This window comes from Blastococcus litoris (assembly GCF_003075095.1).
GTDB lineage: Bacteria > Actinomycetota > Actinomycetes > Mycobacteriales > Geodermatophilaceae > Blastococcus_B > Blastococcus_B litoris.
In genome coordinates this window covers 292,687-313,003 of sequence record NZ_QCZF01000001.1, presented here as the reverse complement: position 1 = coordinate 313,003, position 20,317 = coordinate 292,687, and the positions used below count along the sequence as shown (strand labels likewise).

Below are 20,317 nucleotides of genomic sequence, written 5' to 3'. Positions count from 1 at the left end.
ACGGCGCGCGATCCGGGCGCGCACGTAGGCTCTGCGACCGTGCGCTGGTACACCGCCCTCCCCGCCGCGACCGTCGCCTCCGGAGCGGCCGTGACCGCCTACGCGGGGCTCTACGAGCGCACCCGGTGGACGCTGCGCCGCTTCGACGTCCCGGTGCTCGCGCCCGGCTCGGCGCCGCTCACGATCCTGCAGATCTCCGACCTGCACATGACCGCCGGCCAGCACTCCAAGCAGGAGTGGGTCGCCGGGCTGGCGGAGCTGGAGCCGGACCTGGTGATCAACACCGGTGACAACCTGGCGGGGTTCGACGCCGTCCCGGGGACGTTGAGGGCTCTCGACCCGCTGATGGACCGTCCCGGTGCGTTCGTGCTCGCCAGCAACGACTACTTCGCGCCCCGGCCGAAGAACCCGCTGAAGTACTTCTGGCCCGACCACAAGCGGGTGCACGGCACCGAGCTGCCGTGGCGCGACCTCCGGGACGGGATGTCCGCCCGGGGGTGGCTGGACCTCACCAACGCGGCCGGTGAGCTGACCGTGGCCGGCCGCAGGATCGACTTCGCGGGCGTGGACGACTCCCACCTCAAGCGGGACCGCTACGACATGGTCGCCGGCCCGGCCGACGCGACGGCGGCCGTGCGCATCGGGCTGGCCCACTCCCCCGAGCCGCGCGTGCTCGACCGGTTCGCCGCCGACGGCTACGACCTCCTGCTGTGCGGGCACACCCACGGCGGCCAGCTGCGGGTGCCGTTCTACGGGGCCCTGGTGACCAACTGCGGCATCGACCGCGACCGGGTGCGCTGGCTGCACCGCTGGACGGAGCCCACCGCGGCCCACCCCTCGGGCACGTGGCTGCACGTGTCCGCGGGCCTGGGCACGAGCCCCTACGCGCCCGCGCGCTTCGCCTGCCCGCCGGAGGCGACGCTGCTCACGCTGACCCCCCGGTCCGCCTGACGGAGGACCCGGCTAGACTCGTCCACGGCCTCGGGGTGTGGCGCAGCTTGGTAGCGCGCGTCGTTCGGGACGACGAGGCCGCAGGTTCAAATCCTGTCACCCCGACCAGCAGCTCAGGGGCCGCCGCACGGCGGCCCCTGAGTCGTTCTCCGGGCCTGGGAGGATGGCGGGGTGACCGCCGAGCCGACCGCCCCCGCCCTTCCCCCCGAGGTCACCGCCCGCTGGCAGGCCCGCTTCCGGGCGCCGCGGGTCTCGCTGCCCGACTGGGCGCTGGACGCCCCGCACCGCAACCTCTACGCCTCCGACCTCGGCGGCGTCGTCGAGCAGTACGCGTGGGACCGCGAGACCGACGAGCACCGGCAGGTGACCGACCGGCCCAACGGGACGCTCGCCGGCACGGTCAGCCCGGACGGCGAGACGATCTGGTGGTTCGCCGACACCGACGGCGACGAGTTCGGCATCTGGATGACCCAGCCGTTCGGCGGCGGCGAGGACGTCGTCGCCGTGCCGGAGGTCGAGCCCGCCTACCCCGCGGGCCTGGAGGTCGGGCGGACCCTGGTGGCCATCGGCCGGGCGACCGACGACGGCAGCGAGCTCTGGCTGGCGCCCTCCGGCGACGCGCCGCGGGTGGTCTACCGGCACGCCGACCCGGCGTCGGTCGACGCGCTCAGCCAGGACGACGCCCTGCTGGTCATCTCCCACTCCGAGCACGGCGACCCGCGCTACCCCGCGCTCCGCGTGCTGGGCACCGCCGACGACTCGGTGCTGGCCGAGAAGTGGGACGGCGAGGGCCGCGGCCTGCACGCCCTGGAGTTCGGGCCGCTGCCCGACGACCGGCGGCTGCTGGTCAGCCACGAGCGACGCGGGCGCGACGAGCTGCTCATCTGGGACGTCGCGGCCGACACCGAGACCGAGATCGTGCTCGACCTGCCCGGCGACGTGACGGCGGGCTTCTACCCGGACGGCACCGCGCTGCTGGTGGGCCACGACCACGCCGCCCGCAGCGAGATCTACCGCTACGACCTCGCCACCGGCGCGCTGGAGAAGCTGGAGACCCCGCCGGGTGTCGTCCGCGGCGCGACCGCCCGGCCCGACGGCACGGTGGAGCTCGCCTGGTCGTCGGCGGCGCTGCCGCCGGTGATCCGCCGCGCCGACGGCCCGGTGGTCCTGTCGGTCGCCGCCGAGGAGCCGCCGGAGGCCTACCCGGTGGAGGACCGCTGGGTGCCCGGACCGGGCGGGGACATCCACGCGCTCGTCGTCCGCCCGGACGGCCATCCGCCCTACGCGACGGCGTTCCTCGTGCACGGCGGACCGGAGGCCGCGGACGACGACTCCTACCGCGCCCGCCGGGCTGCCTACGTGGACGCCGGGTACGCGGTCGTGCACGTCAACTACCGCGGGTCGACCGGCTACGGATCGGCGTGGCGGGACGCGCTGACCGGGCGGCCGGGGCTGACCGAGCTCGAGGACGTCGCCGCCGTCTACGACGCCCTCGTCGCCGAGGGGTTCCTGGACCCCTCCCGGGCGCTGCTGACCGGCGGCTCGTGGGGCGGCTTCCTCACCCTGCTGGGCCTGGGCACGCAGCCCGAGCGCTGGGCCGCCGGCATCGCCGAGGTGCCGGTGGCCGACTACCTCGCCGCGTACGAGGACGAGATGGAGGGCCTGCGCGCCTACGACCGCGCGCTGTTCGGCGGTTCACCGGACGAGGTGCGCGACCTCTACGTGCGCTCCTCGCCGATCACCTACGTCGATGCGGTCGCCGCGCCGGTGCTCGTCGTCGCCGGCGCCAACGACCCGCGCTGCCCGATCCGGCAGATCGACAACTACCTCGGCCGGCTCGGGGAGCTCGGCAAGGAGCACGAGGTGTACCGGTTCGACGCCGGCCACGGCTCGCTGGTCATCGAGGAGACCATCCGCCAGGTCGAGGTCGCGCTGGCCTTCGCACTCCGACACTGTCCGCCTACCGGCGGACCCCGCGGCCAGGAGCCGTCCCCCCGCTGAGACGAGCAAGCCCGTCCGCCCGATCGGGAAGCCTCCGGCCTCCGCGATCGGGCGGACCAAGCTCAGCTCTGGGCGATCAATTCGGCGATCTGGACGGTGTTGAGCGCGGCGCCCTTGCGCAGGTTGTCGTTGCTCACGAACAGCACGAGGCCGCGGCCGTCCTCGACGCCCTGATCCTGGCGGATGCGGCCCACGTAGCTGGGGTCCTTGCCGGCCGCCTGCAACGGGGTCGGCACGTCGGCCAGCTGCACGCCGGGCGCCGTCGACAGCAGCTCGGTGGCCCGCTCGACGCTCAGCGGGCGCTCGAACTCGACGTTGAGGGAGAGCGAGTGCCCGGTGAACACCGGCACGCGGACGCAGGTGCCCGAGACCCGCAGGTCGGGGATGCCGAGGATCTTGCGGCTCTCGTTGCGGAGCTTCTGCTCCTCGTCGGTCTCGAACGACCCGTCGTCGACGACCGACCCGGCCATCGGCAGCACGTTGAACGCGATGGGCGCGACGTACTTGACCGGGTCGGGGAAGGTCACCGCGGAGCCGTCGTAGGCGAGCTCGTCGGCCTTGTCGACGACGGCCTTGGCCTGCGAGTGCAGCTCCTGCACGCCGGCGATGCCCGAGCCCGAGACCGCCTGGTAGGTGCTGGCGACGATGCGGACCAGGCCGGCCTCGTCGTGCAGCGGCTTGAGCACCGGCATCGCGGCCATGGTGGTGCAGTTCGGGTTGGCGATGATCCGGCCGTGCGCCTTCGCGATGTCGCCGGGGTTCACCTCGCTGCAGACCAGGGGGATCTCCGGGTCGCGGCGGAACGCGGAGCTGTTGTCGATCACGACGACGCCGGCCTCGGCGAAGCGGGGTGCCTGCGCCCGCGAGGTGGTGGCCCCGGCCGAGAACAGGGCGACGTCCAGCCCGGTGGGGTCGGCGGTGGCGGCGTCCTCGACGGTGATCTCGCCGTCGCCCCAGGGCAGGGTGGTGCCGGCGGAGCGGGCCGAGGCGAAGAAGCGGATCGACGCGATCGGGAACTCGCGCTCGGCGAGGATCGAGCGCATCGCGGCGCCGACCTGGCCGGTCGCGCCGACGACGCCGATGTGGAGCGGTCGCATGCTCATCGTCCGGTCCCTCCGTAGACGACTGCCTCGACGTCGGAGCCGAGGTCGAACGCGTCGTGCACCGCGCGGACGGCGATGTCGACGTCGGTGTCGCGGCAGACCACGGAGATGCGGATCTCCGAGGTGCTGATCAGCTCCAGGTTGACGCCCGCGTCGGCCAGCGCGCCGAAGAACTTGGCCGACACGCCGGGGTGGGAGCGCATGCCCGCGCCGACCAGCGAGACCTTGCCGATGTGCTGGTCGAACTCGACGTCGGTGTAGCCGACGGTGTGCTTGACCTTCTCCAAGGCGGCGATGGCGGCGGGGCCGTCGCTCTTGGGCAGCGTGAAGGAGATGTCGGCGAGCTTGCTGGCACCGGCCGACACGTTCTGCACGATCATGTCGATGTTGATCTCGGCGTCGGCGAGGACGCGGAAGAGCTGCGCCGCCTCGCCCGGCCGGTCCGGGACCCCGTAGACGGTGATCTTGCCTTCGGAGCGGTCGTGCGCGACGCCCGTGATGATCGCCTGTTCCACCGGGAGGTCCTCCATCGAGCCGGACACGATCGTGCCGGGAAGGTGTGAGTAGGAGCTGCGGACGTGCACGGGGATGCCGTAGCGGCGGGCGTACTCGACGCAGCGCAGCATGAGCACCTTCGCCCCGGAGGCGGCGAGCTCGAGCATCTCCTCGTAGGTGATGGTGTCCAGTCGCTGCGCGTTCGGGACGATCCGCGGATCGGCGGTGAAGACGCCGTCCACGTCGGTGTAGATCTCGCAGACGTCGGCGCGCAGCGCGGCGGCGACCGCGACGGCGGTGGTGTCGGACCCGCCGCGGCCGAGGGTGGTGATGTCCTTGGTGTCCTGGCTGACGCCCTGGAAACCGGCGACGATCACGATCGAGCCCTCGTCCAGCGCCGACTTGAGCCGGCCCGGGGTCACGTCGATGATCCGCGCCTTGCCGTGGCTGGACGTGGTGATGACGCCGGCCTGCGACCCGGTGAACGAGCGCGCCTCGTACCCGTGGGTGGAGATGGCGATGGCCAGCAGCGCCATGGAGATCCGCTCGCCCGCGGTGAGCAGCATGTCGAGCTCGCGACCGGGCGGGTCGTCGGTGATCTGGCCGGCCAGGTCGAGCAGTTCGTCGGTGCTGTCACCCATCGCGGAGACGACCACGACGACGTCGTCGCCGTTCTTCTTCGCGCTGACGATCCGCTCGGCGACACGCTTCATGTGCGCTGCGGAGGCGACGGAGGAACCGCCGTACTTCTGGACGACGAGGGCCACGGGTCCACAGGCTACCGATGTGGCTGCTCGGGCCGCTGGTTGCGTCCCCGCGACCAGCGCGTTGTGATCATGCGGTGGACGACCCCGAGCAGTGGATGCTGACCGGCGAGGAGCGCGGCAACCCGCACACCGACCTCCCCGCGTGGACCGCCGGCAACCTCGCCGAGCCGCTGATGCACGGCAGCACCTACTTCGACCGGCTGGTCGACGAGGTCCGCTCGCTGAACGCCGGGGACCACCTGTTCTTCACCGACTGGCGCGGTGACCCGGACGAGAAGCTGCGCGACGAGGGGCCCACCGTGGCGGAGCTCTTCTCCGAGGCGGTGCAGCGCGGGGTGTGCGTCCGGGGTCTGGTGTGGCGCTCGCACATGCAGCAGCTCTCGCTGAACAAGGAGTCCAACCGTGCTCTCGACCGGGAGGTGGAGCAGGGCGGTGGCGAGGTGATCCTCGACCAGCGGATCCGTCGCATGGGCAGCCACCACCAGAAGCTGGTGGTGCTGCGGCACGACGAGGCGCCGGAGAAGGACGTCGCCTTCGTCGGCGGCATCGACCTCTGCTACTCCCGCCGCGACGACGCCGACCACGCCGGTGATCCGCAGGCGCTGCCGATGTCGGCCGCCTACGGGGACAACCCGCCCTGGCACGACGTCCAGCTGCAGATCCGCGGGCCGGCGGTGCACGTGCTCGACACGGTGTTCCGGGAGCGCTGGGACGACCCCACCAACCCCGACTCGCACAACCCGATCGCCTGGGTCCACGACAAGCTGCACCGGGCGCGCCTGCGCGCCGACCCGCTGCCGCCGCAGCTGCCGCCGCCCCCGGAGTGCGGCCCGCACTACGTGCAGAACCTGCGGACCTACCCGGCCGTCCGGCCGCCCTACGACTTCGCGCCCGACGGCGAGCGGTCCGTGGCGCGCGGCTACACGAAGGCGATCCAGCGGGCCCGACGGCTCGTCTACCTCGAGGACCAGTACATGTGGTCGGCGGAGGTGGCGCGGCTGTTCGCCGAAGCGCTACGCGAACACCCGGACCTGCACCTCGTCGTCGTGGTCCCGCGGGTGCCCGACCAGGACGGCGCGCTCGCCGAGCGCCCGCAGCTCGTCGGGCGGTGGCAGGCGATCGAGATGTGCCAGGAGGCGGGCCAGGGCCGCGTGCACGTCTTCGACGTGGAGAACCACGCGGGCACGCCGGTGTACGTGCACGCCAAGGTGTGCGTCGCCGACGACACCTGGGCCAGCGTCGGCAGCGACAACTTCAACCGGCGCTCCTGGACCCACGACAGCGAGCTCTCCAGCACGGTGCTCGACACGACGCAGGACCCCCGTGAGCCGCGGGACCCGGCCGGGACCGGCGACGGCGCCCGGACCTTCGCCCGCGACCTGCGCCTGGCCCTGGCGCGCGAGCACCTCGACCTCGCCGTCGACGGCAGCGACGACGACCTCGTGCTGGACCCCGAGCGCTTCGTGGCCACCCTGACCGAACGCGCCGAGGCGCTGGACGCCTGGCACGCGGGCGGGCGGCAGGGACCCCGGCCCCCGGGACGGCTGCGGCCGCACCGCGCCGAGCGGCTCCCCTGGTACACCCGCCTCTGGGCGACGCCGGTCTACCGCCTGGTCGACGACCCCGACGGCCGCCCCCTCCGCCTGCGGCGGCAGAAGAGGTTCTGAGCGGCGGCAGCGACGCTCAGGCACCCAGGGGGAAGGACAGGCCGTAGGCCAGTCCCACGAAGGCAGCAGCACCGAGTACGTAGAGGATCGGCGGTGCGGCGGCTCGTACTCCGCTCGTGCTTCCCTGCCGCGTCCGCCCGAGCGACAGGAGGGAGAGCAGGCCGAAGCCGACGAGGGCCCACCCGCCGATCCAGATGTCGGCCACGCGGTGTACGTCGTCGAACTCGCCGTCGAGAGCCGACCGGAAATCCTCGGCGAGGAAGCCGTCACCCCCGTCCGCGGTCACGTAGACGTACTGCCGGTCCCCGTCGTGGACGACGAACCAGCCCTCCTCCTCGCGCACGACGGCGCTCTGGTCGTATCCGTGCAGCTCCGCCGACGCGGTGCCCCGATCGGTGCGGTAGGTCACGGCCTGCTCGTCGACCGAGAAGCCGGTGCGCCACCTGTCGACCTTCTGCCGGATCTCGACGACCGGGCGCGGCGCGGCGCCGCTGCTCTCGATCTCCCGCGCCATGTCGGCGTCGCGGGCGTCGATGAACTGGATCGGGACGACGATGACGGCCGGTAGCAGGGCGAAGAAGGTCGCGGTGACCCACATCGCGCGCAGCACTCGCTCGAACCGCGGCGGCCCGTCAGGACCGCGATGCCGCCCGCCTGCCCGACTGCGGGCCATGTCGCCGGACCCCTTCCGCCGAGTGCTCACCGAGGATCGTGCCGGCCCGGCCGACCCGCGCCGGTCAGGAGCGGTGTCGGCACGCTTGTGCTCTGCCCACGAGCGTGGGCAGAGCACAAGCATCCACAGATGTGCTGCGAGGGCTGCCCCGACCCGGACCTGCGGTCCGATGCTCGACACGTGGAGCGACTCGATCTCGCCGGTGTCCTGCGCCGGATCCGCCGCTGCGCCGACCTCTCGCAACGGCAACTGGCCGAGACGATCGGCATCTCGAAGTCGTCGGTGGCCGGTGCGGAGTCCGGCCGGGCAGGGTTGGACGCCCGCATCCTGGACCGTGCCGCTGCGGCGGCCGGGCTGCGCCTCGCGCTGCTCGACGCCGGCGGCAGGGAGGTGCCCCCGATGGCAGCCGGCGCCGTTCGGGACCGGGGTAACCGCAGGTTCCCCGCCCACCTCGACGTCCGCTACGGCGACGAGGACTGGTGGCACGGCGAGGAGCGCTACGCCCGCGAGCAGCCCTGGTACACGTTCGACCGCCTCCGATACACGCGGGATCACTGGCGCGAGCGCACCGGCACCGCCGACGACCACCGGCTTCCCCGGCCCGGTGACTCCCCGGCAGAGCGGGCTGCGGCCCGCCGGGAGGCCGTGCGCCGGCAGCGGGAGGAGGAGCACCGGCGGCGGCTGGAAGCGGGCGAACTGCGATCGAGCGAGGATTTCGTGTGCGCCTGCCCACCCCGGTGCGACGAGCTGGACGACTGGTCCGGCCGTCCCGTGCACACCGAGGACTGCCCGTGTTCCTGCGACATCGGCTGATCCGCTGCTACCGTGGGCACGTGCGCGGCAGCCTCCTGCTTATGAGCCGCGGCGAGGCCCTCTCCTAGGTCGGCCCCCTCGCCGCGGGTTTCGCGCGTTCCCGGCGCCGCTGACCGCCCCACCGGAGCTGAGTCCAGCCCGCGCCAGAGGAGCCTCACCGTGAACGAGCAGCACCCGCACGTACGCAATCCGCAGCAGCCCTCGCGGATGCCGATCCACCGCTACGCGCCCTTCACCCCCGTCGTCCTGCCCGACCGCACCTGGCCGGAGAGGGTCACCACGACCGCCCCCCGCTGGTGCGCCGTCGACCTGCGCGACGGGAACCAGGCGCTGATCGACCCGATGACCCCCGACCGCAAGCGCCGCATGTTCGAGCTGCTGGTCCGCATGGGCTACAAGGAGATCGAGGTCGGCTTCCCTGCGGCCAGCCAGACCGACTTCGACTTCGTCCGCCAGCTGATCGAGGACGACCTGGTCCCCGACGACGTCACGATCCAGGTCCTCACCCAGGCCCGTGACGAGCTGATCGAGCGGACGTACGAGTCGCTGCGCGGCGCCAAGCAGGCGATCGTGCACCTCTACAACTCGACCAGCACCCTGCAGCGCCGCGTCGTCTTCGGCTCCGACCGCGCCGGCATCGTCGACATCGCCGTCCACGGCGCGCAGCTGGTGCGCAAGCTGGCCGAGCAGATGGGCGAGACGGAGATCCTCTTCGAGTACTCCCCCGAGTCCTTCACCGGCACAGAGCTCGACTTCGCCGTCGAGATCTGCAACGCCGTCACCGACGTGTGGGAGCCCACCCCCGACCGGCCGACGATCCTCAACCTGCCGGCCACCGTCGAGATGGCCGAGCCCACGGTCTACGCCGACCAGATCGAGTGGATGCACCGCAACCTGGGCCGTCGCGACGCCGTCGTCCTCTCCCTGCACCCGCACAACGACCGGGGCACCGCGGTCGCCGCCGCCGAGCTGGGCTACCGCGCCGGCGCCGACCGCATCGAGGGCTGCCTGTTCGGCAACGGCGAGCGGACCGGCAACGTCGACCTCGTGACCCTGGGCCTGAACCTGTTCAGCCAGGGCATCGACCCGCAGATCGACTTCTCCGACATCGACGAGATCCGCCGCACCGTCGAGTACTGCAACCAGCTGGGCGTCCACGAGCGCCACCCGTACGGCGGCGACCTGGTCTACACCGCCTTCTCCGGCTCCCACCAGGACGCCATCAACAAGGGCTTCACGGCGCTGGCCACCGACGCCGAGGCCGCCGGGAAGACGGTCGCCGAGATGCCGTGGGCCGTCCCGTACCTGCCGATCGACCCCAAGGACGTCGGCCGCAGCTACGAGGCGGTCATCCGGGTCAACAGCCAGTCCGGCAAGGGCGGCGTCGCCTACATCATGAAGACCGAGAACCAGCTGGACCTCCCGCGCCGGCTGCAGATCGAGTTCAGCGCCGTCATCCAGCAGCACACCGACGACGAGGGCGGCGAGGTGACCGCCGCGCAGATGTGGGCGGCCTTCAGCAACGAGTACCTGCCCGACGCCGCCGCACCGTGGGGCCGGTTCTCCCTCACCGGCCACCGGCACCAGGCGCACGGCGACCAGGTCGACGAGATGGTCGTCGAGCTCACCGACGACGGCGTACCCGTCACCGTCGAGGGCCGCGGCAACGGGCCGATCGCCGCGTTCGTCGACGCGCTGAGGAGCCTCGACGTCGACGTCCGCGTCCTCGACTACGCCGAGCACGCGCTGTCCTCCGGCGGTGACGCCAAGGCCGCCGCGTACGTCGAGTGCGCCGTCGGCGACCGGGTCCTGTGGGGCGTCGGCATCGACCCGAACATCGTCAGCGCCTCGCTGCAGGCCGTCGTCTCGGCGGTGAACCGGGCACAGCGGTAGGAAATCTGCCGTCGGGGCGTCGGAGAACGCGACCGCCGGACGACGGAGGGACATGGGCAGCCCGGGATCGCGCGCGGTGGGACCACCGCCGGATCCCGGGCTGCTGTCGCTCTACGACAGCGCCCTGCCCGAGGTGTACGGCTACCTGCTCGCCCGGTGCGGTCAGCGCGCGCTCGCCGAGGACCTCACCGCCGAGACCTTCCTCGCCGCCGTCGGGGCGACCGGGCCGGTCACCGTCCCCTGGCTCATCGGCACCGCCCGGCACAAGCTCGTCGACCACTGGCGGCGGCAGGAACGCGAGCAGCGCACGCTGCGCCTCGTGGACGGCGCCGAGGTGGACGACCCCTGGGACGTCCACCTCGACGCGCTGCGCGCCCGTCAGGTCCTCGACGGGCTGTCGCCGCAGCACTGCGCCGCCCTGACCCTGCGCTACGTCGACGACCTGCCCGTCCCGCAGGTCGCCGCCCTCCTCCAGCGCACGGTGCACGCGACCGAGGCGCTGCTCGTCCGCGCGCGCGCCGCCTTCCGACGCGCGTACGTCACCACCGGGGGCAGCGATGACTGACCCGTTCACCGGGCTGCGGCGACCCGTCGAAGCCGTCGACCCCGACCCGGCGTTCGCCGCGGCCCTCCGCGAGCGGCTGCGCCGCGCCCTGCTCCAGCAGCCATCCACCGCTGTGCCGGCCGCCCACCCCACCACCCCAGCGAGGAGTTCCGCCGTGTCCGCTCTGGTCCCCTACCTCGTCGTCCGGAACGCCCGGGCCGCCATCGCCTGGTACGCCGAGGCCCTCGGCGCGCACACCGTCGGCGACCCCTACCTCGACGGCGACCGCGTCGGCCACGCCGAGCTCGAGGTCGCCGGCGCGACCCTCTACCTCGCCGACGAGTACCCCGAGTACGGCCTGGCTGGGCCCGGCGACGGGAAGCCGCCGGTCTCGCTGCACCTGTCGGTCCCCGACGTCGACGCCGTCATGGACCGCGCAGCCGCGGCGGGTGCCACCGTCGAGCGGCCGGCCACCGACGAGCCCTACGGGCGCGGCGGCCGGCTCATCGACCCCTACGGGCACCGCTGGATGGTGCAGAGCGCGCCGGCCACGCCCGGCACCGCCCCGAAGCCCGGCGACGCGGTCTACCTGACCCTGCGGGTCCCCGACGGTGCACGTGCCCGCGACTTCTACGAGGCGGTGCTGGGCTGGTCGCTGAGCCCCGGCCGGGTGGACGACGGGTGGGAGACCCAGGAGCAGACGCCGATGATCGGCCTGCACGGCGGGCAGCACGAGGACACCGGCGTCGTGCCCATGTACGCCGTCGACGACATCGAGGTCGCGGTCGCCGCCGTCCGGACCGCGGGCGGGCAGGCCGGCGACATCGAGCGGCAGTCCTACGGGCTCTCGGCGCTGTGCCGGGACGACCAGGGGCTGCCGTTCTGGCTGGGTCAGCTGGGCTGAGCGCCGTTCCCGCCCGCGTCCTCGCGGCGACTGCGCGCGAGCGCCTGGCCCGGCTGCTCCGGCGGGGCGTCGGCAGGCTCGTCGCCGAGGTACACGCTGTCCCGGACCTCACCGCCCGTGCGCAGCTCGTCGACCAGCAGGCGGTCGCGCCGCACGTGCCGCCGCCGGTACGCCACCCGGCTGATCATGTGCGCGCTGACCGGTGCGGTCAGCATCTGGAAGGCGGCCACCAGCAGGAGCATCCAGGTGGCGGACCAGCCCTGCAGGCGGATCGCCGCGCCGACCATGACCAGCAGGACGCCGAGGACCTGGGGCTTGGTCCCGGCGTGCATGCGGGTGAGGACGTCGGGGAAGCGGAGCAGGCCCAGCCCGGCCGTCAGGCACAGGAACGCCCCGAGGAGCAGGAGGACGACGGCCAGCACGTCGGCCGACGTGCGCACGTCGCTCATCGCTCCCCCTCGGCAGCCCGGGCGGCGGTCTCCTCGGTGGCCTCGGGCAGACCGACGTCCTGGCCGTCCCCGCCGGATCTGATCAGCATGCCGCCGATGTACCGGGCGACCGAGACGGAGCCGACGAACGCCAGCAACGACACCACCACCAGGACCGGGACGACGGTCGGGTCGCGCTGCAGGCCGGCGTGCACGGCCAGGCCCGCCGCGATGATCACCAGCAGTGTGTCGGTGGCCACCACGCGGTCCAGCAGCGACGGCCCGAGGCCCAACCGGACCAGGGCCAGCAGCGCGCCGAGGCCGAGCATGCCGTAGGCGAGCGCGAAGACGATGGTCACGCGTCCCTCCCCGCCGGTTCGCGCTCGAGCGCCGCGATCTCCTCCGGGGAGCCGAAGGCACGCACCACCCGCTCCTCCTCGGCGAGCACCGATGCCCGCTGGCGCTCCACGTCCGCCTGGTCCTCCACGTGCAGGACGTGCAGCGCGATGGTGCGGTGCTCCCGGTCGAGGTCGATGACCATGGACCCCGGCACGAGCGTGAGCGACTCCGCCAGGATCGTGAGGAGCAGGTCCGAGTCGGTGCGCAGCTGCACCGACACGATGGCGCTGCGCCCGATGCCCCGCGGGCGGACCGTCTGCCACGCGACGAGCGCGCCGGAGCGGACGAGGTCGGCGACGAAGTGGCCCAGGAACGCCAGCACGGACAACGGCCGGACCCGCGTCCCGCCGATGACCGGTGGCAGCGGGAAGAGCGACGTGACCGCCAGGGCGACGACCGCCCCGCTCAGCAGGTTCGCCCACGACCAGGTGCCCCACAGCAGGTTCCAGACCAGCACCAGCCCCGCCAGGAGCGGCAGCTGGTGGCGCAGGTTCCGCGCGAGGCCCTGCTCGTCCGCACCGGCCGTCACGGCACGACCTCCCCGTCGAAGACGGCGGTGAGGTACGGGGTCCGGTCGCGGAGGTCGTCGGCCGCGCGCCCGGCCACCCCGTACAGCGGCCCGGCGAGGGCCGTCAGCGCCACTGTCACCACGACCATTGCGGCGGTGGAGCCCACCATCACCCGGGGCAGCGGCCGCAGCGACCGCTCCCGGGGGTCGTCCTCACCCAGCCCGTCCGTGACCGGCGCGGTCGCCGTGGCGACGGCGGCGTGCCGCTCCCACGCGGCCCGCCGGGCCTCCGCGCGGCCGCCGGCGCTCGAGCCGGTCGGCTCCTGCTCCTCCGCCGGCTCCCGCACCTCGTCCGGTCCGGGCAGCGGAGCCGGCGACAGGTCGGGCCCCGCGTCGGCCGCCGCGGCCTCGGACGACTCCTCGGAGGCCGGCTGCGCGGGCAGCCGCCAGAAGGCGCGGCTCCAGACCCGGGAGATCGCCAGCAGGGTCAGCAGGCTGGTCAGCGCGCCACCCGCCACGAGCACGAGCGGCAGCCAGCCGCCATCGGCGACCCCCGCCTCCAGCAGACCCAGCTTGCCGATGAAGCCGGAGAACGGCGGGATGCCGGCGAGATTCATGGCGGGTACGAAGTACAGGATCGCGAGCAGCGGGGACGCCGTCGCCAGTCCTCCCAGCCGGTCCATCGCCGTCGACCCGCCCTGCCGTTCGACGAGGCCGGCGACCAGGAAGAGCGTGGTCTGGATCGCGATGTGGTGGACGACGTAGAAGATCGCCCCGGCCAGACCCGCCGACGACGCCAGGGCGATGCCGAACACCATGTAGCCGATGTGGCTCACGAGCGTGAAGGACAGGATCCGGCGGATGTCGGTCTGCGCGACCGCGCCGAGGATCCCGACGAGCATCGTCGCGAGTGCCGCCCACATGAGCACCTGGTCGAGCGCACCCCCGGGGAAGAGCAGGGTCTGCGTGCGGATGATCGCGTAGACGCCCACCTTGGTCAGCAGGCCGGCGAACACGGCGGTGACGGGTGCCGGAGCGGTGGGGTAGCTGTCGGGCAGCCAGGCCGACAGCGGGAACACCGCGGCCTTGATGCAGAACGCGATCAGCAGCATCGACTGCAGCAGGAGCTGGGTGCCGTCCGGCAGCTCCGCCAGGCGGACGGCCAGCTGCGCCAGGTTCACGGTGCCCGTGGCCGCGTACACCAGCCCGATCGCGGCGAGGAACAGCAGCGAGCTGAGCAGGCTCACGATGATGTAGGTGATGCCCGCGCGGATGCGCGGCGCCGACCCGCCCAGGGTCAGCAGGACGTAGCTGGCGGTCAGCAGGATCTCGAACCCGACGTAGAGGTTGAACAGGTCGCCGGCGAGGAACGCGTTGGCCACGCCCGCGATGAGCACCAGGAACGTCGGGTGGAAGATCGAGATCGGGGTCTCCTCGTCGCCGTCGGCCGCGCCCTGGCCGACCGCGAAGACGAGCACCCCCAGCGCCACCGTCGCCGCCACGACGAGCATCAGCGCCGAGAGCCGGTCGACGACGAGCACGATCCCCAGCGGCACCGGCCAGCCCCCGACGGAGACCGCGGCCGCGCCGTCCGCGTCGGCCAGCAGCAGCAGCGCGACGGACACCGCCAGCACCGCGGCCAGCACCAGGATGCTCAGCGTCCGCTGGGTGCGCGGGTGCCGGCCGCCGACCAGCAGCGCCGCGGCGGCACCGAGCAGCGGCAGGAGGACCGGCAGCGGCGTGAGGACGCGGATCACCGGGCACCCCGCTGCGTCGGGGGCAGGTCGACGTCGTCGGAGGGGATGCCGGCGTACTCCTGGGCGAGACGCCGCTCGACGTCCGGGTCGGCGGCCAGGGTGTCGGCGTGCATGGCCGACCGGTCCTCGGGCGCCAGGTCGTCCGGGTCGATGTCGTCGGCGTCCGTGGCCGACCGGCGGGCGACCCTGCGGTCCTCCTCGTCCACGCCGACCACTTCCTGGCGCACCAGCCGCCAGGAGCGGTAGATGATCGCCAGCACGAAGGCGGCGATGCCGAAGGTGATCACGATGGCCGTCAGGATGAGCGCCTGCGGCAGCGGATCGCTCATCTCCTCCGGCTCCGCGTACCCGAGGATCGGCGCCAGACCCGGTGCACCGCCCGCGGACAGCAGGAGCAGGTTGGTGGCGTTGCCCAGGAGCAGGAAGCCCAGCAGCACGCGGGTGAGGCTGCGGTCGAGCAGCAGGTAGACGCCCGCCGCGTAGAGCACCCCGATGATGACGGGCAGCGCGATGGTCGGGGTCATCGGACGATCACCTCTCCCGGTGCGGCGTCGATCGGGTCGTCCTCGTCCACCTGCCGGTCCAGTTCCGCGCCGAGGCTGCGCAGGATGTCGAGCACCAGGCCCACGACGATCAGGTAGACGCCGATGTCGAAGAACAGCGAGGTCACGAGCTTCACGTCGCCCAGCACCGGCAGCGTGGTCTCCAGGATGGCGGTCTGCAGCACGTCGGCGCCGAGCACCAGCCCCACGACGCCGGTGGTCCCGGCGAACAGCAGGCCCACGCCCAGCAGGAGACCGGGGTCCACCGGGGCGGCCTCACCGAGCTCGTAGCGACCGCCCGCGAGGTAGCGCAGCACCAGGGCCAGCCCGGCCACCAGCCCGCCGGCGAACCCTCCGCCGGGCTCGTTGTGCCCGCTGAACAGCAGGAACAGGGAGAACACCAGGATGGTGTGGAAGAGCAAGCGGGTGATCACCTCCAGGATCACCGACCGCCGCTCGGGGGCCAGGGCCGCCGAGGCGGCCAGCCACTGCCCGCGGGGCGCCCGCTGGGAGGCCGGTTCCTGCCGCGCCAGCTGCACGGGGTCCAGCCGGTCGACGGCGCCGGTGCGCCGCCGGAGGAACACCAGGCTGGCCACGCCGGTGGCGGCGACGACGAGCAGCGAGATCTCCCCGAGGGTGTCCCAGGCGCGGATGTCGACCAGCGTCACGTTGACGACGTTCTGGCCTCCGCCGAAGTCGTAGGCGGCGTCCGGGTAGTCCACCGACACCGGGGTGGCGGTGCGGGCGCTCATCGCCACCGCACCCGCCGCGGCCATCAGCGCCCCGACCGCGACGGCCAGGACGCCGCGCCCGGCCCGCTCGCGTGGCCGGTGCCGCTCGGTGATGTCCTTGGGCAGCTTGCGCAGCACGAGCACGAACACGACCAGGGTCAGCGTCTCGACGAGGAACTGCGTGAGCGCGAGGTCGGGAGCGCCCTGCAGGGCGAAGAGCACGGCGAGCGCGTAGCCGGTGACGCCGACGACGAGGACCGCCGACAGCCGCTGCCGGATGCGCAGCGCGAGGAGCGCCGCGATCACCGCCACCGCCCCGACCAGGGCCTGGATCGGGGTGTCCCAGGCCCGCCACTCGTCCGGCCAGGGTGCCCGGAAGAGCAGGACCGCGCCGGGCAGGGCGAGGACGACGACCAGGATCGTGCCCAGGTAGGCCGGCAGCGAGCCGCGCTGCGTGGTGCCGGTGACCAGCACCGCCAGGCGGTCCAACCCCTGGAGGACGTTCCAGTAGCCCTCGTCGGCCGACGCCCCCACCGCGAACCGCCGCTGCAGGCGGTTGACCGGCTCGCGGGCCGCGAAGATCGCCGCGCCGGCGAGCAGGCTGGCCAGGGAGAGCAGCAGCGCAGGCTGCCACCCGTGCCAGAGGGCGAGCTCCTCGGCCTCGGGTGCGAGCAGCGGGAGCGTCTCCGCGTACCCGGCGACCACCGGCTCGAGCAGCGGGCTGGCCGGACCGAGGACGAGCCCGGCGAGCACCAGGAGCCCGGGGGCGGTGAGGAACAGCGCGTCCGGTGGGTGCGCGAGCCGCACCTCGGGCACGTCCGGCTTGCGGGCGAAGGCGCCCCACCAGAAGCGCAGCGTGTACGCGGCGGTGAGGGCGGACCCGGCCACCAGGACGGCGAGCTCGACAGCCGCCGCGGTGGGGTCGGGCAGGCCGCCGTCGAGCAGGGCGGTGAATGCGGCCTCCTTCCCGACGAACCCGAGCATGGGCGGGACACCGGCCATCGACAGCGCGGCCAGGCCGCCGATCGCGGCCAGGACGGGCAGCCTGCGGCCGAGCCCCGACAGCTGCCGCAGGTCGCGGGTGCCGGTCGCGTGGTCGACGACGCCCACGGTGAGGAACAGCGCCGACTTGAACAGCGCGTGGGCCAGCGTCATGGCCAGTCCCGCGGCGGCCATCTCGTAGCTGCCCGCGCCGACGAGGACCATCAGGAAGCCCAGCTGGCTGACGGTGCCGAAGGCGAGCAGCAGCTTGAGGTCGGTCTGCCGGATCGCCCGGTAGCCACCGACGAGCATCGTCGCGCCACCGAGCACGAGGACGATCGGCCGCCAGCCCGGGACCTCGGCGAAGCCCGGCGCGAGGCGGGCGACCAGGTAGATGCCCGCCTTCACCATGGCGGCCGCGTGCAGGTAGGCGCTGACCGGGGTCGGGGCCTCCATGGCGGCCGGCAGCCAGAAGTGGAAGGGGACCATCGCCGACTTCGTGACGGCCCCGGCGAGGACGAGCACCGTGCCCGCGACCAGCAGCGGTCCGCTGCCGGGGTCGGCCACCACCTCCGACAGGAGGTAGCTGCCGCTGGTCTCCCCCAGCATGATCAGCCCGACGAGCATGGCCAAGCCACCGGCGGTGGTGAGGATCAGCGCCTGGCCGGCCGCCCGGCGAGCGGCCAGCTTCGTACCGGCGCCGCCGATGAGCAGGTACGAGAAGACGGTGGTGAGCTCCCAGAAGACGTAGAGCAGGAGCAGGTCGTCGGCGAGGACGAGGCCGAGCATCGAACCCGAGAACGCGACGAGGTTGCCCGCGAAGCGCGCCGTCCCCTCGTCGTCGGCCTCGAAGTAGCGGGCGCAGTAGAGGAGCACGAGGGCGCCCACGCCGGTGACCAGCAGGGCGAAGGTCAGCGAGAGCGCATCCAGCCGGAACGTCAGGTCCAGGTCGAGCGCCGGCACCCACGGCGAGGTCTCGGTCGCCGCGCCACCACCGGTCACCGCGCCGAGCTGCGTCAGCACCCAGACGAACCCGGCGAGCGGCACGAGCGCGAGCGCCAGGAAGGCGTTCCTGCCCCACCGGCGCACGAGCACGGGAGCGATCACCGCGGCGAGGAGGTGGGCGAGCAGGAGTACGAGCACGGGTCTCCGGGGAGTCAGGGGGCTTCTCGGACACCACTGACGTCGGACGACGGCCGGCGGTGAACCCCAGCGTACCGGCCGCCTTCAACTACCTGCCGGGCGTCACCAGGCCGCTCTCGTAGGCGAACGCGACCGCCTGCACGCGGTCCCGGAGGCCGAGCTTGAGCAGGATCCGGCTGACGTGGGTCTTGACCGTCGCCTCGCCCAGGTAGAGCCGGGCGGCGATCTCCGCGTTGGACAGGCCCGCCGCGACCAGCGCCAGCACGTCGGTCTCCCGCTCGGTGAGCCCGGCCAGCGCGGCGGCCCGCGCCGGGTCGGGTGCGGGGGCCGAGGCGTAGGACTCGATGACCCGCAGCGTGACGGCAGGGTCGAGCAGCCCGTGCCCGGCGGCCACCGTCCGCACCGCCGTCACGAGGTCCTCCGGGGGCGCCACCTTGAGCAGGAAGCCGCTCACCCCGGCGCGCAGGGCGGCGGTCACGTACTCGTCCTCGTCGAAGGTGGTGAGGACGACGACCCGCGTGCGCAGGCCCGACGCGAGGATCCGCCGCGCCGCCTCCAGCCCGTCCATCCCGGGCATGCGGACGTCGAGCAGCACGACGTCCGGCTCGTGCTCGGTCACCACGCGGACGCCGGCCGCGCCGTCCGCGGCCTCCCCCACGACCTCGATGTCGGGCTCGGCGGCGAGCACCATGCGCAGACCGGTGCGCACCATCGCCTGGTCGTCGACCAGGACCACGCGGATCGTCACGCCATCACCGCGGGCTGCTCGGCCGGCACGGGGAAGGCGGCCCGCACCCGGTAGCCGCCGCCCCGCACGGGGCCGACCTCGAGGCTGCCGCCGGCGACGGCCACGCGCTCGCGCATGTGCAGCTGGCCGTGACCGCCGGAGGCCTGCTCCATCGAGCGGTCGGGCACCGGCAGCAGGCGCCGGCCGTCGTCGGTGACCGTGACGGTGACCCGATCGGGCGCGTAGCCCACCTCGACCGTGGTGGCCGCGCCACCCGCGTGCCGCAGGACGTTGGACAGCGCCTCCTGCACCACCCGCACGGCGGAGACGTCGACCAGCTGGGGCAGCTCGACGGGCTCGCCGGTCACCCGCAGCTCGATGGTCAGCCCGCCGGCGCGCAGCTCGTCGAGGACGGCGTCGAGCCGGGACAGCGAGGGCTGCGGCGCGGGGTCGCCGTCCGCCTCCTCCCGCAGGATGCCGACCACCCGGCGCATCTCGTCGACCGCCTCCCGGCCCAGCCGCTCGAGGCCGAGGAGCACCTCCTGGGCCTCCGGCTTGTCGGGCAGGAGCCGGCGCAGGCCCCCCATCTGCAGCACCATCACGCTCACCGAGTGGGCGACGGAGTCGTGCACCTCGCGGGCGATGCGGGAGCGCTCGGCCACGACGGCCGACTCGGCGATCGCCTCCTGCTGGGCGGCGAGCCTGCCGGCGAGCACCTGCAGCTCGCGGGAGCGGACCTGCATCTGCCGCACCAGCGTGCCGACCCCCCACGCGGCGCCGGTGACCAGGAGGTAGAAGAACCCCTCCCACGGGGACGGGTTGAAGGCGAACCCCGACACCAGGACGACCGCCGTGGACGCGACGGCGGTGAGCAGGCCCCGGCGGGCGGGGAGGACCGCGGCGGCGTGCCCGACCAGGATGCCCATGCCGATCAGCTGGGCACCGCCGGGGCCGGGCGTCCCCAGGGCGTAATTGCCGACGACGCTGAGCGAGCCCAGGACTGCCGCCGCAGCCGGCCACCGCGGGCAGAGCGCCAGGAGCAGGCCCACCGCGATCCCGGGGAGGGAGGTGACCATGCCCGAGGGGCGGTACGTGTCGATCGCCGTCTCGACGACGGCCATGCCGCCGAACACCAGCCCGACGGCCGGCCAGAGCCAGCGGTCGCGCAGGCGGAGGGGCGGGCTCCAGGACGGCATGGCGAGCACGCTATTGGCCGCGCGGAGCTGTGGGCATCCCCCGCACGGCCGAACGGCGGCGCGTCCCGTTCCTCCTCAGGGCGGAGGCAGGTCG

Annotated in this window: 18 protein-coding genes and 1 tRNA gene; 8 read left to right on the top strand and 11 right to left on the bottom strand. The window is 73.4% G+C overall.

The window, feature by feature from the left end; genetic code table 11:
* Nucleotides 1-39: 39 nt before the first annotated feature.
* The 3 genes from DCS98_RS01525 to DCS98_RS01515 all read left to right on the top strand — a co-directional run bounded on the left by DCS98_RS01525 (nt 40) and on the right by DCS98_RS01515 (nt 2,952).
* On the top strand, nt 40-951 hold the full coding sequence (locus DCS98_RS01525) for a metallophosphoesterase (RefSeq protein WP_116449578.1): 912 nt from the start codon (nt 40-42) through the stop codon (nt 949-951).
* Between the two features lie 31 nt (nt 952-982).
* Nucleotides 983-1,059: transfer RNA gene (locus tag DCS98_RS01520), tRNA-Pro, on the top strand.
* 63 nt (nt 1,060-1,122) lie between these two features.
* Nucleotides 1,123-2,952: a S9 family peptidase gene (locus tag DCS98_RS01515; RefSeq protein ID WP_116449577.1), complete on the top strand. Its 1,830-nt coding sequence runs from the start codon at nt 1,123-1,125 to the stop codon at nt 2,950-2,952.
* Nucleotides 2,953-3,014: 62 nt separating this feature from the next.
* Here DCS98_RS01515 and DCS98_RS01510 read toward each other — a convergent pair whose 3' ends face one another.
* Nucleotides 3,015-4,055, bottom strand: coding sequence for an aspartate-semialdehyde dehydrogenase (locus DCS98_RS01510; protein ID WP_206340048.1), 1,041 nt, complete (start codon nt 4,053-4,055; stop codon nt 3,015-3,017).
* Entirely contained in the window at nt 4,052-5,317 is a 1,266-nt protein-coding gene (locus DCS98_RS01505) for an aspartate kinase (RefSeq protein ID WP_116449575.1), read from the bottom strand. The genes DCS98_RS01510 and DCS98_RS01505 overlap by 4 nt, the downstream gene beginning before the upstream one ends.
* 74 nt (nt 5,318-5,391) lie before the next feature.
* On the opposite strand from DCS98_RS01505, the gene DCS98_RS01500 reads away from it, so the two are divergent.
* On the top strand, nt 5,392-6,984 hold the full coding sequence (locus DCS98_RS01500) for a phospholipase D family protein (protein ID WP_206340047.1): 1,593 nt from the start codon (nt 5,392-5,394) through the stop codon (nt 6,982-6,984).
* Nucleotides 6,985-7,000: 16 nt separating this feature from the next.
* Here the strand turns inward: DCS98_RS01500 and DCS98_RS01495 are convergent, their stop codons facing one another.
* Complete coding sequence (locus tag DCS98_RS01495) at nt 7,001-7,594, bottom strand: hypothetical protein (RefSeq protein ID WP_116449573.1); 594 nt, start codon at nt 7,592-7,594, stop codon at nt 7,001-7,003.
* A gap of 243 nt (nt 7,595-7,837) precedes the next feature.
* Between DCS98_RS01495 and DCS98_RS01490 the strand changes: the two genes are divergently transcribed.
* From DCS98_RS01490 to DCS98_RS01475, 4 genes are all read left to right on the top strand, one after another.
* The gene (locus DCS98_RS01490; RefSeq protein ID WP_164704324.1) at nt 7,838-8,470 is read left to right on the top strand and encodes a helix-turn-helix domain-containing protein; all 633 of its coding nucleotides are present in this window, start codon (nt 7,838-7,840) and stop codon (nt 8,468-8,470) included.
* Nucleotides 8,471-8,629: 159 nt separating this feature from the next.
* A complete protein-coding gene (gene leuA / locus DCS98_RS01485; protein ID WP_206340046.1) occupies nt 8,630-10,363 on the top strand; it encodes a 2-isopropylmalate synthase in 1,734 nt (577 codons plus the stop codon).
* Nucleotides 10,364-10,415: 52 nt separating this feature from the next.
* Nucleotides 10,416-10,928 (top strand): RNA polymerase sigma factor, encoded by a 513-nt coding sequence (locus DCS98_RS01480; protein WP_116449571.1) that lies wholly within the window; start codon nt 10,416-10,418, stop codon nt 10,926-10,928.
* Nucleotides 10,921-11,811, top strand: a complete 891-nt coding sequence (locus tag DCS98_RS01475) for a VOC family protein (protein WP_116449570.1) — start codon at nt 10,921-10,923, stop codon at nt 11,809-11,811. Before DCS98_RS01480 ends, DCS98_RS01475 begins: the two co-directional genes overlap by 8 nt.
* On the opposite strand, the gene mnhG is transcribed toward DCS98_RS01475, so the two are convergent.
* The 8 genes from mnhG to DCS98_RS01435 all read right to left on the bottom strand — a co-directional run bounded on the left by mnhG (nt 11,799) and on the right by DCS98_RS01435 (nt 20,223).
* On the bottom strand, nt 11,799-12,260 hold the full coding sequence (mnhG, locus tag DCS98_RS01470; protein ID WP_116449569.1) for a monovalent cation/H(+) antiporter subunit G: 462 nt from the start codon (nt 12,258-12,260) through the stop codon (nt 11,799-11,801). The genes DCS98_RS01475 and mnhG overlap by 13 nt on opposite strands.
* On the bottom strand, nt 12,257-12,598 hold the full coding sequence (locus DCS98_RS01465) for a monovalent cation/H+ antiporter complex subunit F (protein WP_116449568.1): 342 nt from the start codon (nt 12,596-12,598) through the stop codon (nt 12,257-12,259). Before DCS98_RS01465 ends, mnhG begins: the two co-directional genes overlap by 4 nt.
* A complete protein-coding gene (locus DCS98_RS01460) occupies nt 12,595-13,167 on the bottom strand; it encodes a Na+/H+ antiporter subunit E (protein WP_116449567.1) in 573 nt (190 codons plus the stop codon). The genes DCS98_RS01465 and DCS98_RS01460 overlap by 4 nt, the downstream gene beginning before the upstream one ends.
* Entirely contained in the window at nt 13,164-14,903 is a 1,740-nt protein-coding gene (locus tag DCS98_RS01455) for a Na+/H+ antiporter subunit D (RefSeq protein WP_206340045.1), read from the bottom strand. Before DCS98_RS01455 ends, DCS98_RS01460 begins: the two co-directional genes overlap by 4 nt.
* A complete protein-coding gene (locus tag DCS98_RS01450; RefSeq protein ID WP_116449566.1) occupies nt 14,900-15,427 on the bottom strand; it encodes a Na(+)/H(+) antiporter subunit C in 528 nt (175 codons plus the stop codon). Before DCS98_RS01450 ends, DCS98_RS01455 begins: the two co-directional genes overlap by 4 nt.
* A complete protein-coding gene (locus DCS98_RS01445) occupies nt 15,424-18,300 on the bottom strand; it encodes a Na+/H+ antiporter subunit A (RefSeq protein ID WP_116449565.1) in 2,877 nt (958 codons plus the stop codon). Before DCS98_RS01445 ends, DCS98_RS01450 begins: the two co-directional genes overlap by 4 nt.
* Nucleotides 18,301-18,388: 88 nt before the next feature.
* Nucleotides 18,389-19,048: a response regulator gene (locus DCS98_RS01440; protein ID WP_116449564.1), complete on the bottom strand. Its 660-nt coding sequence runs from the start codon at nt 19,046-19,048 to the stop codon at nt 18,389-18,391.
* Nucleotides 19,045-20,223 carry a sensor histidine kinase gene (locus DCS98_RS01435; RefSeq protein WP_164704323.1) on the bottom strand — a complete coding sequence of 393 codons (1,179 nt, stop codon included), beginning with the start codon at nt 20,221-20,223 and terminating at the stop codon, nt 19,045-19,047. Before DCS98_RS01435 ends, DCS98_RS01440 begins: the two co-directional genes overlap by 4 nt.
* Nucleotides 20,224-20,317 lie beyond the last annotated feature (94 nt).

What these genes read in the sequence shown, in the direction of transcription:
- DCS98_RS01510 (WP_206340048.1), bottom strand. Translation starts at nt 4,055, where the DNA reads ATGAGCATGCGACCGCTCCACATCGGCGTCGTCGGCGCGACCGGCCAG.
- DCS98_RS01480 (WP_116449571.1), top strand. Translation starts at nt 10,416, where the DNA reads ATGGGCAGCCCGGGATCGCGCGCGGTGGGACCACCGCCGGATCCCGGG.
- DCS98_RS01475 (WP_116449570.1), top strand. Translation starts at nt 10,921, where the DNA reads ATGACTGACCCGTTCACCGGGCTGCGGCGACCCGTCGAAGCCGTCGAC.
- mnhG (WP_116449569.1), bottom strand. Translation starts at nt 12,260, where the DNA reads ATGAGCGACGTGCGCACGTCGGCCGACGTGCTGGCCGTCGTCCTCCTG.
- DCS98_RS01450 (WP_116449566.1), bottom strand. Translation starts at nt 15,427, where the DNA reads ATGACCCCGACCATCGCGCTGCCCGTCATCATCGGGGTGCTCTACGCG.
- DCS98_RS01435 (WP_164704323.1), bottom strand. Translation starts at nt 20,223, where the DNA reads ATGCCGTCCTGGAGCCCGCCCCTCCGCCTGCGCGACCGCTGGCTCTGG.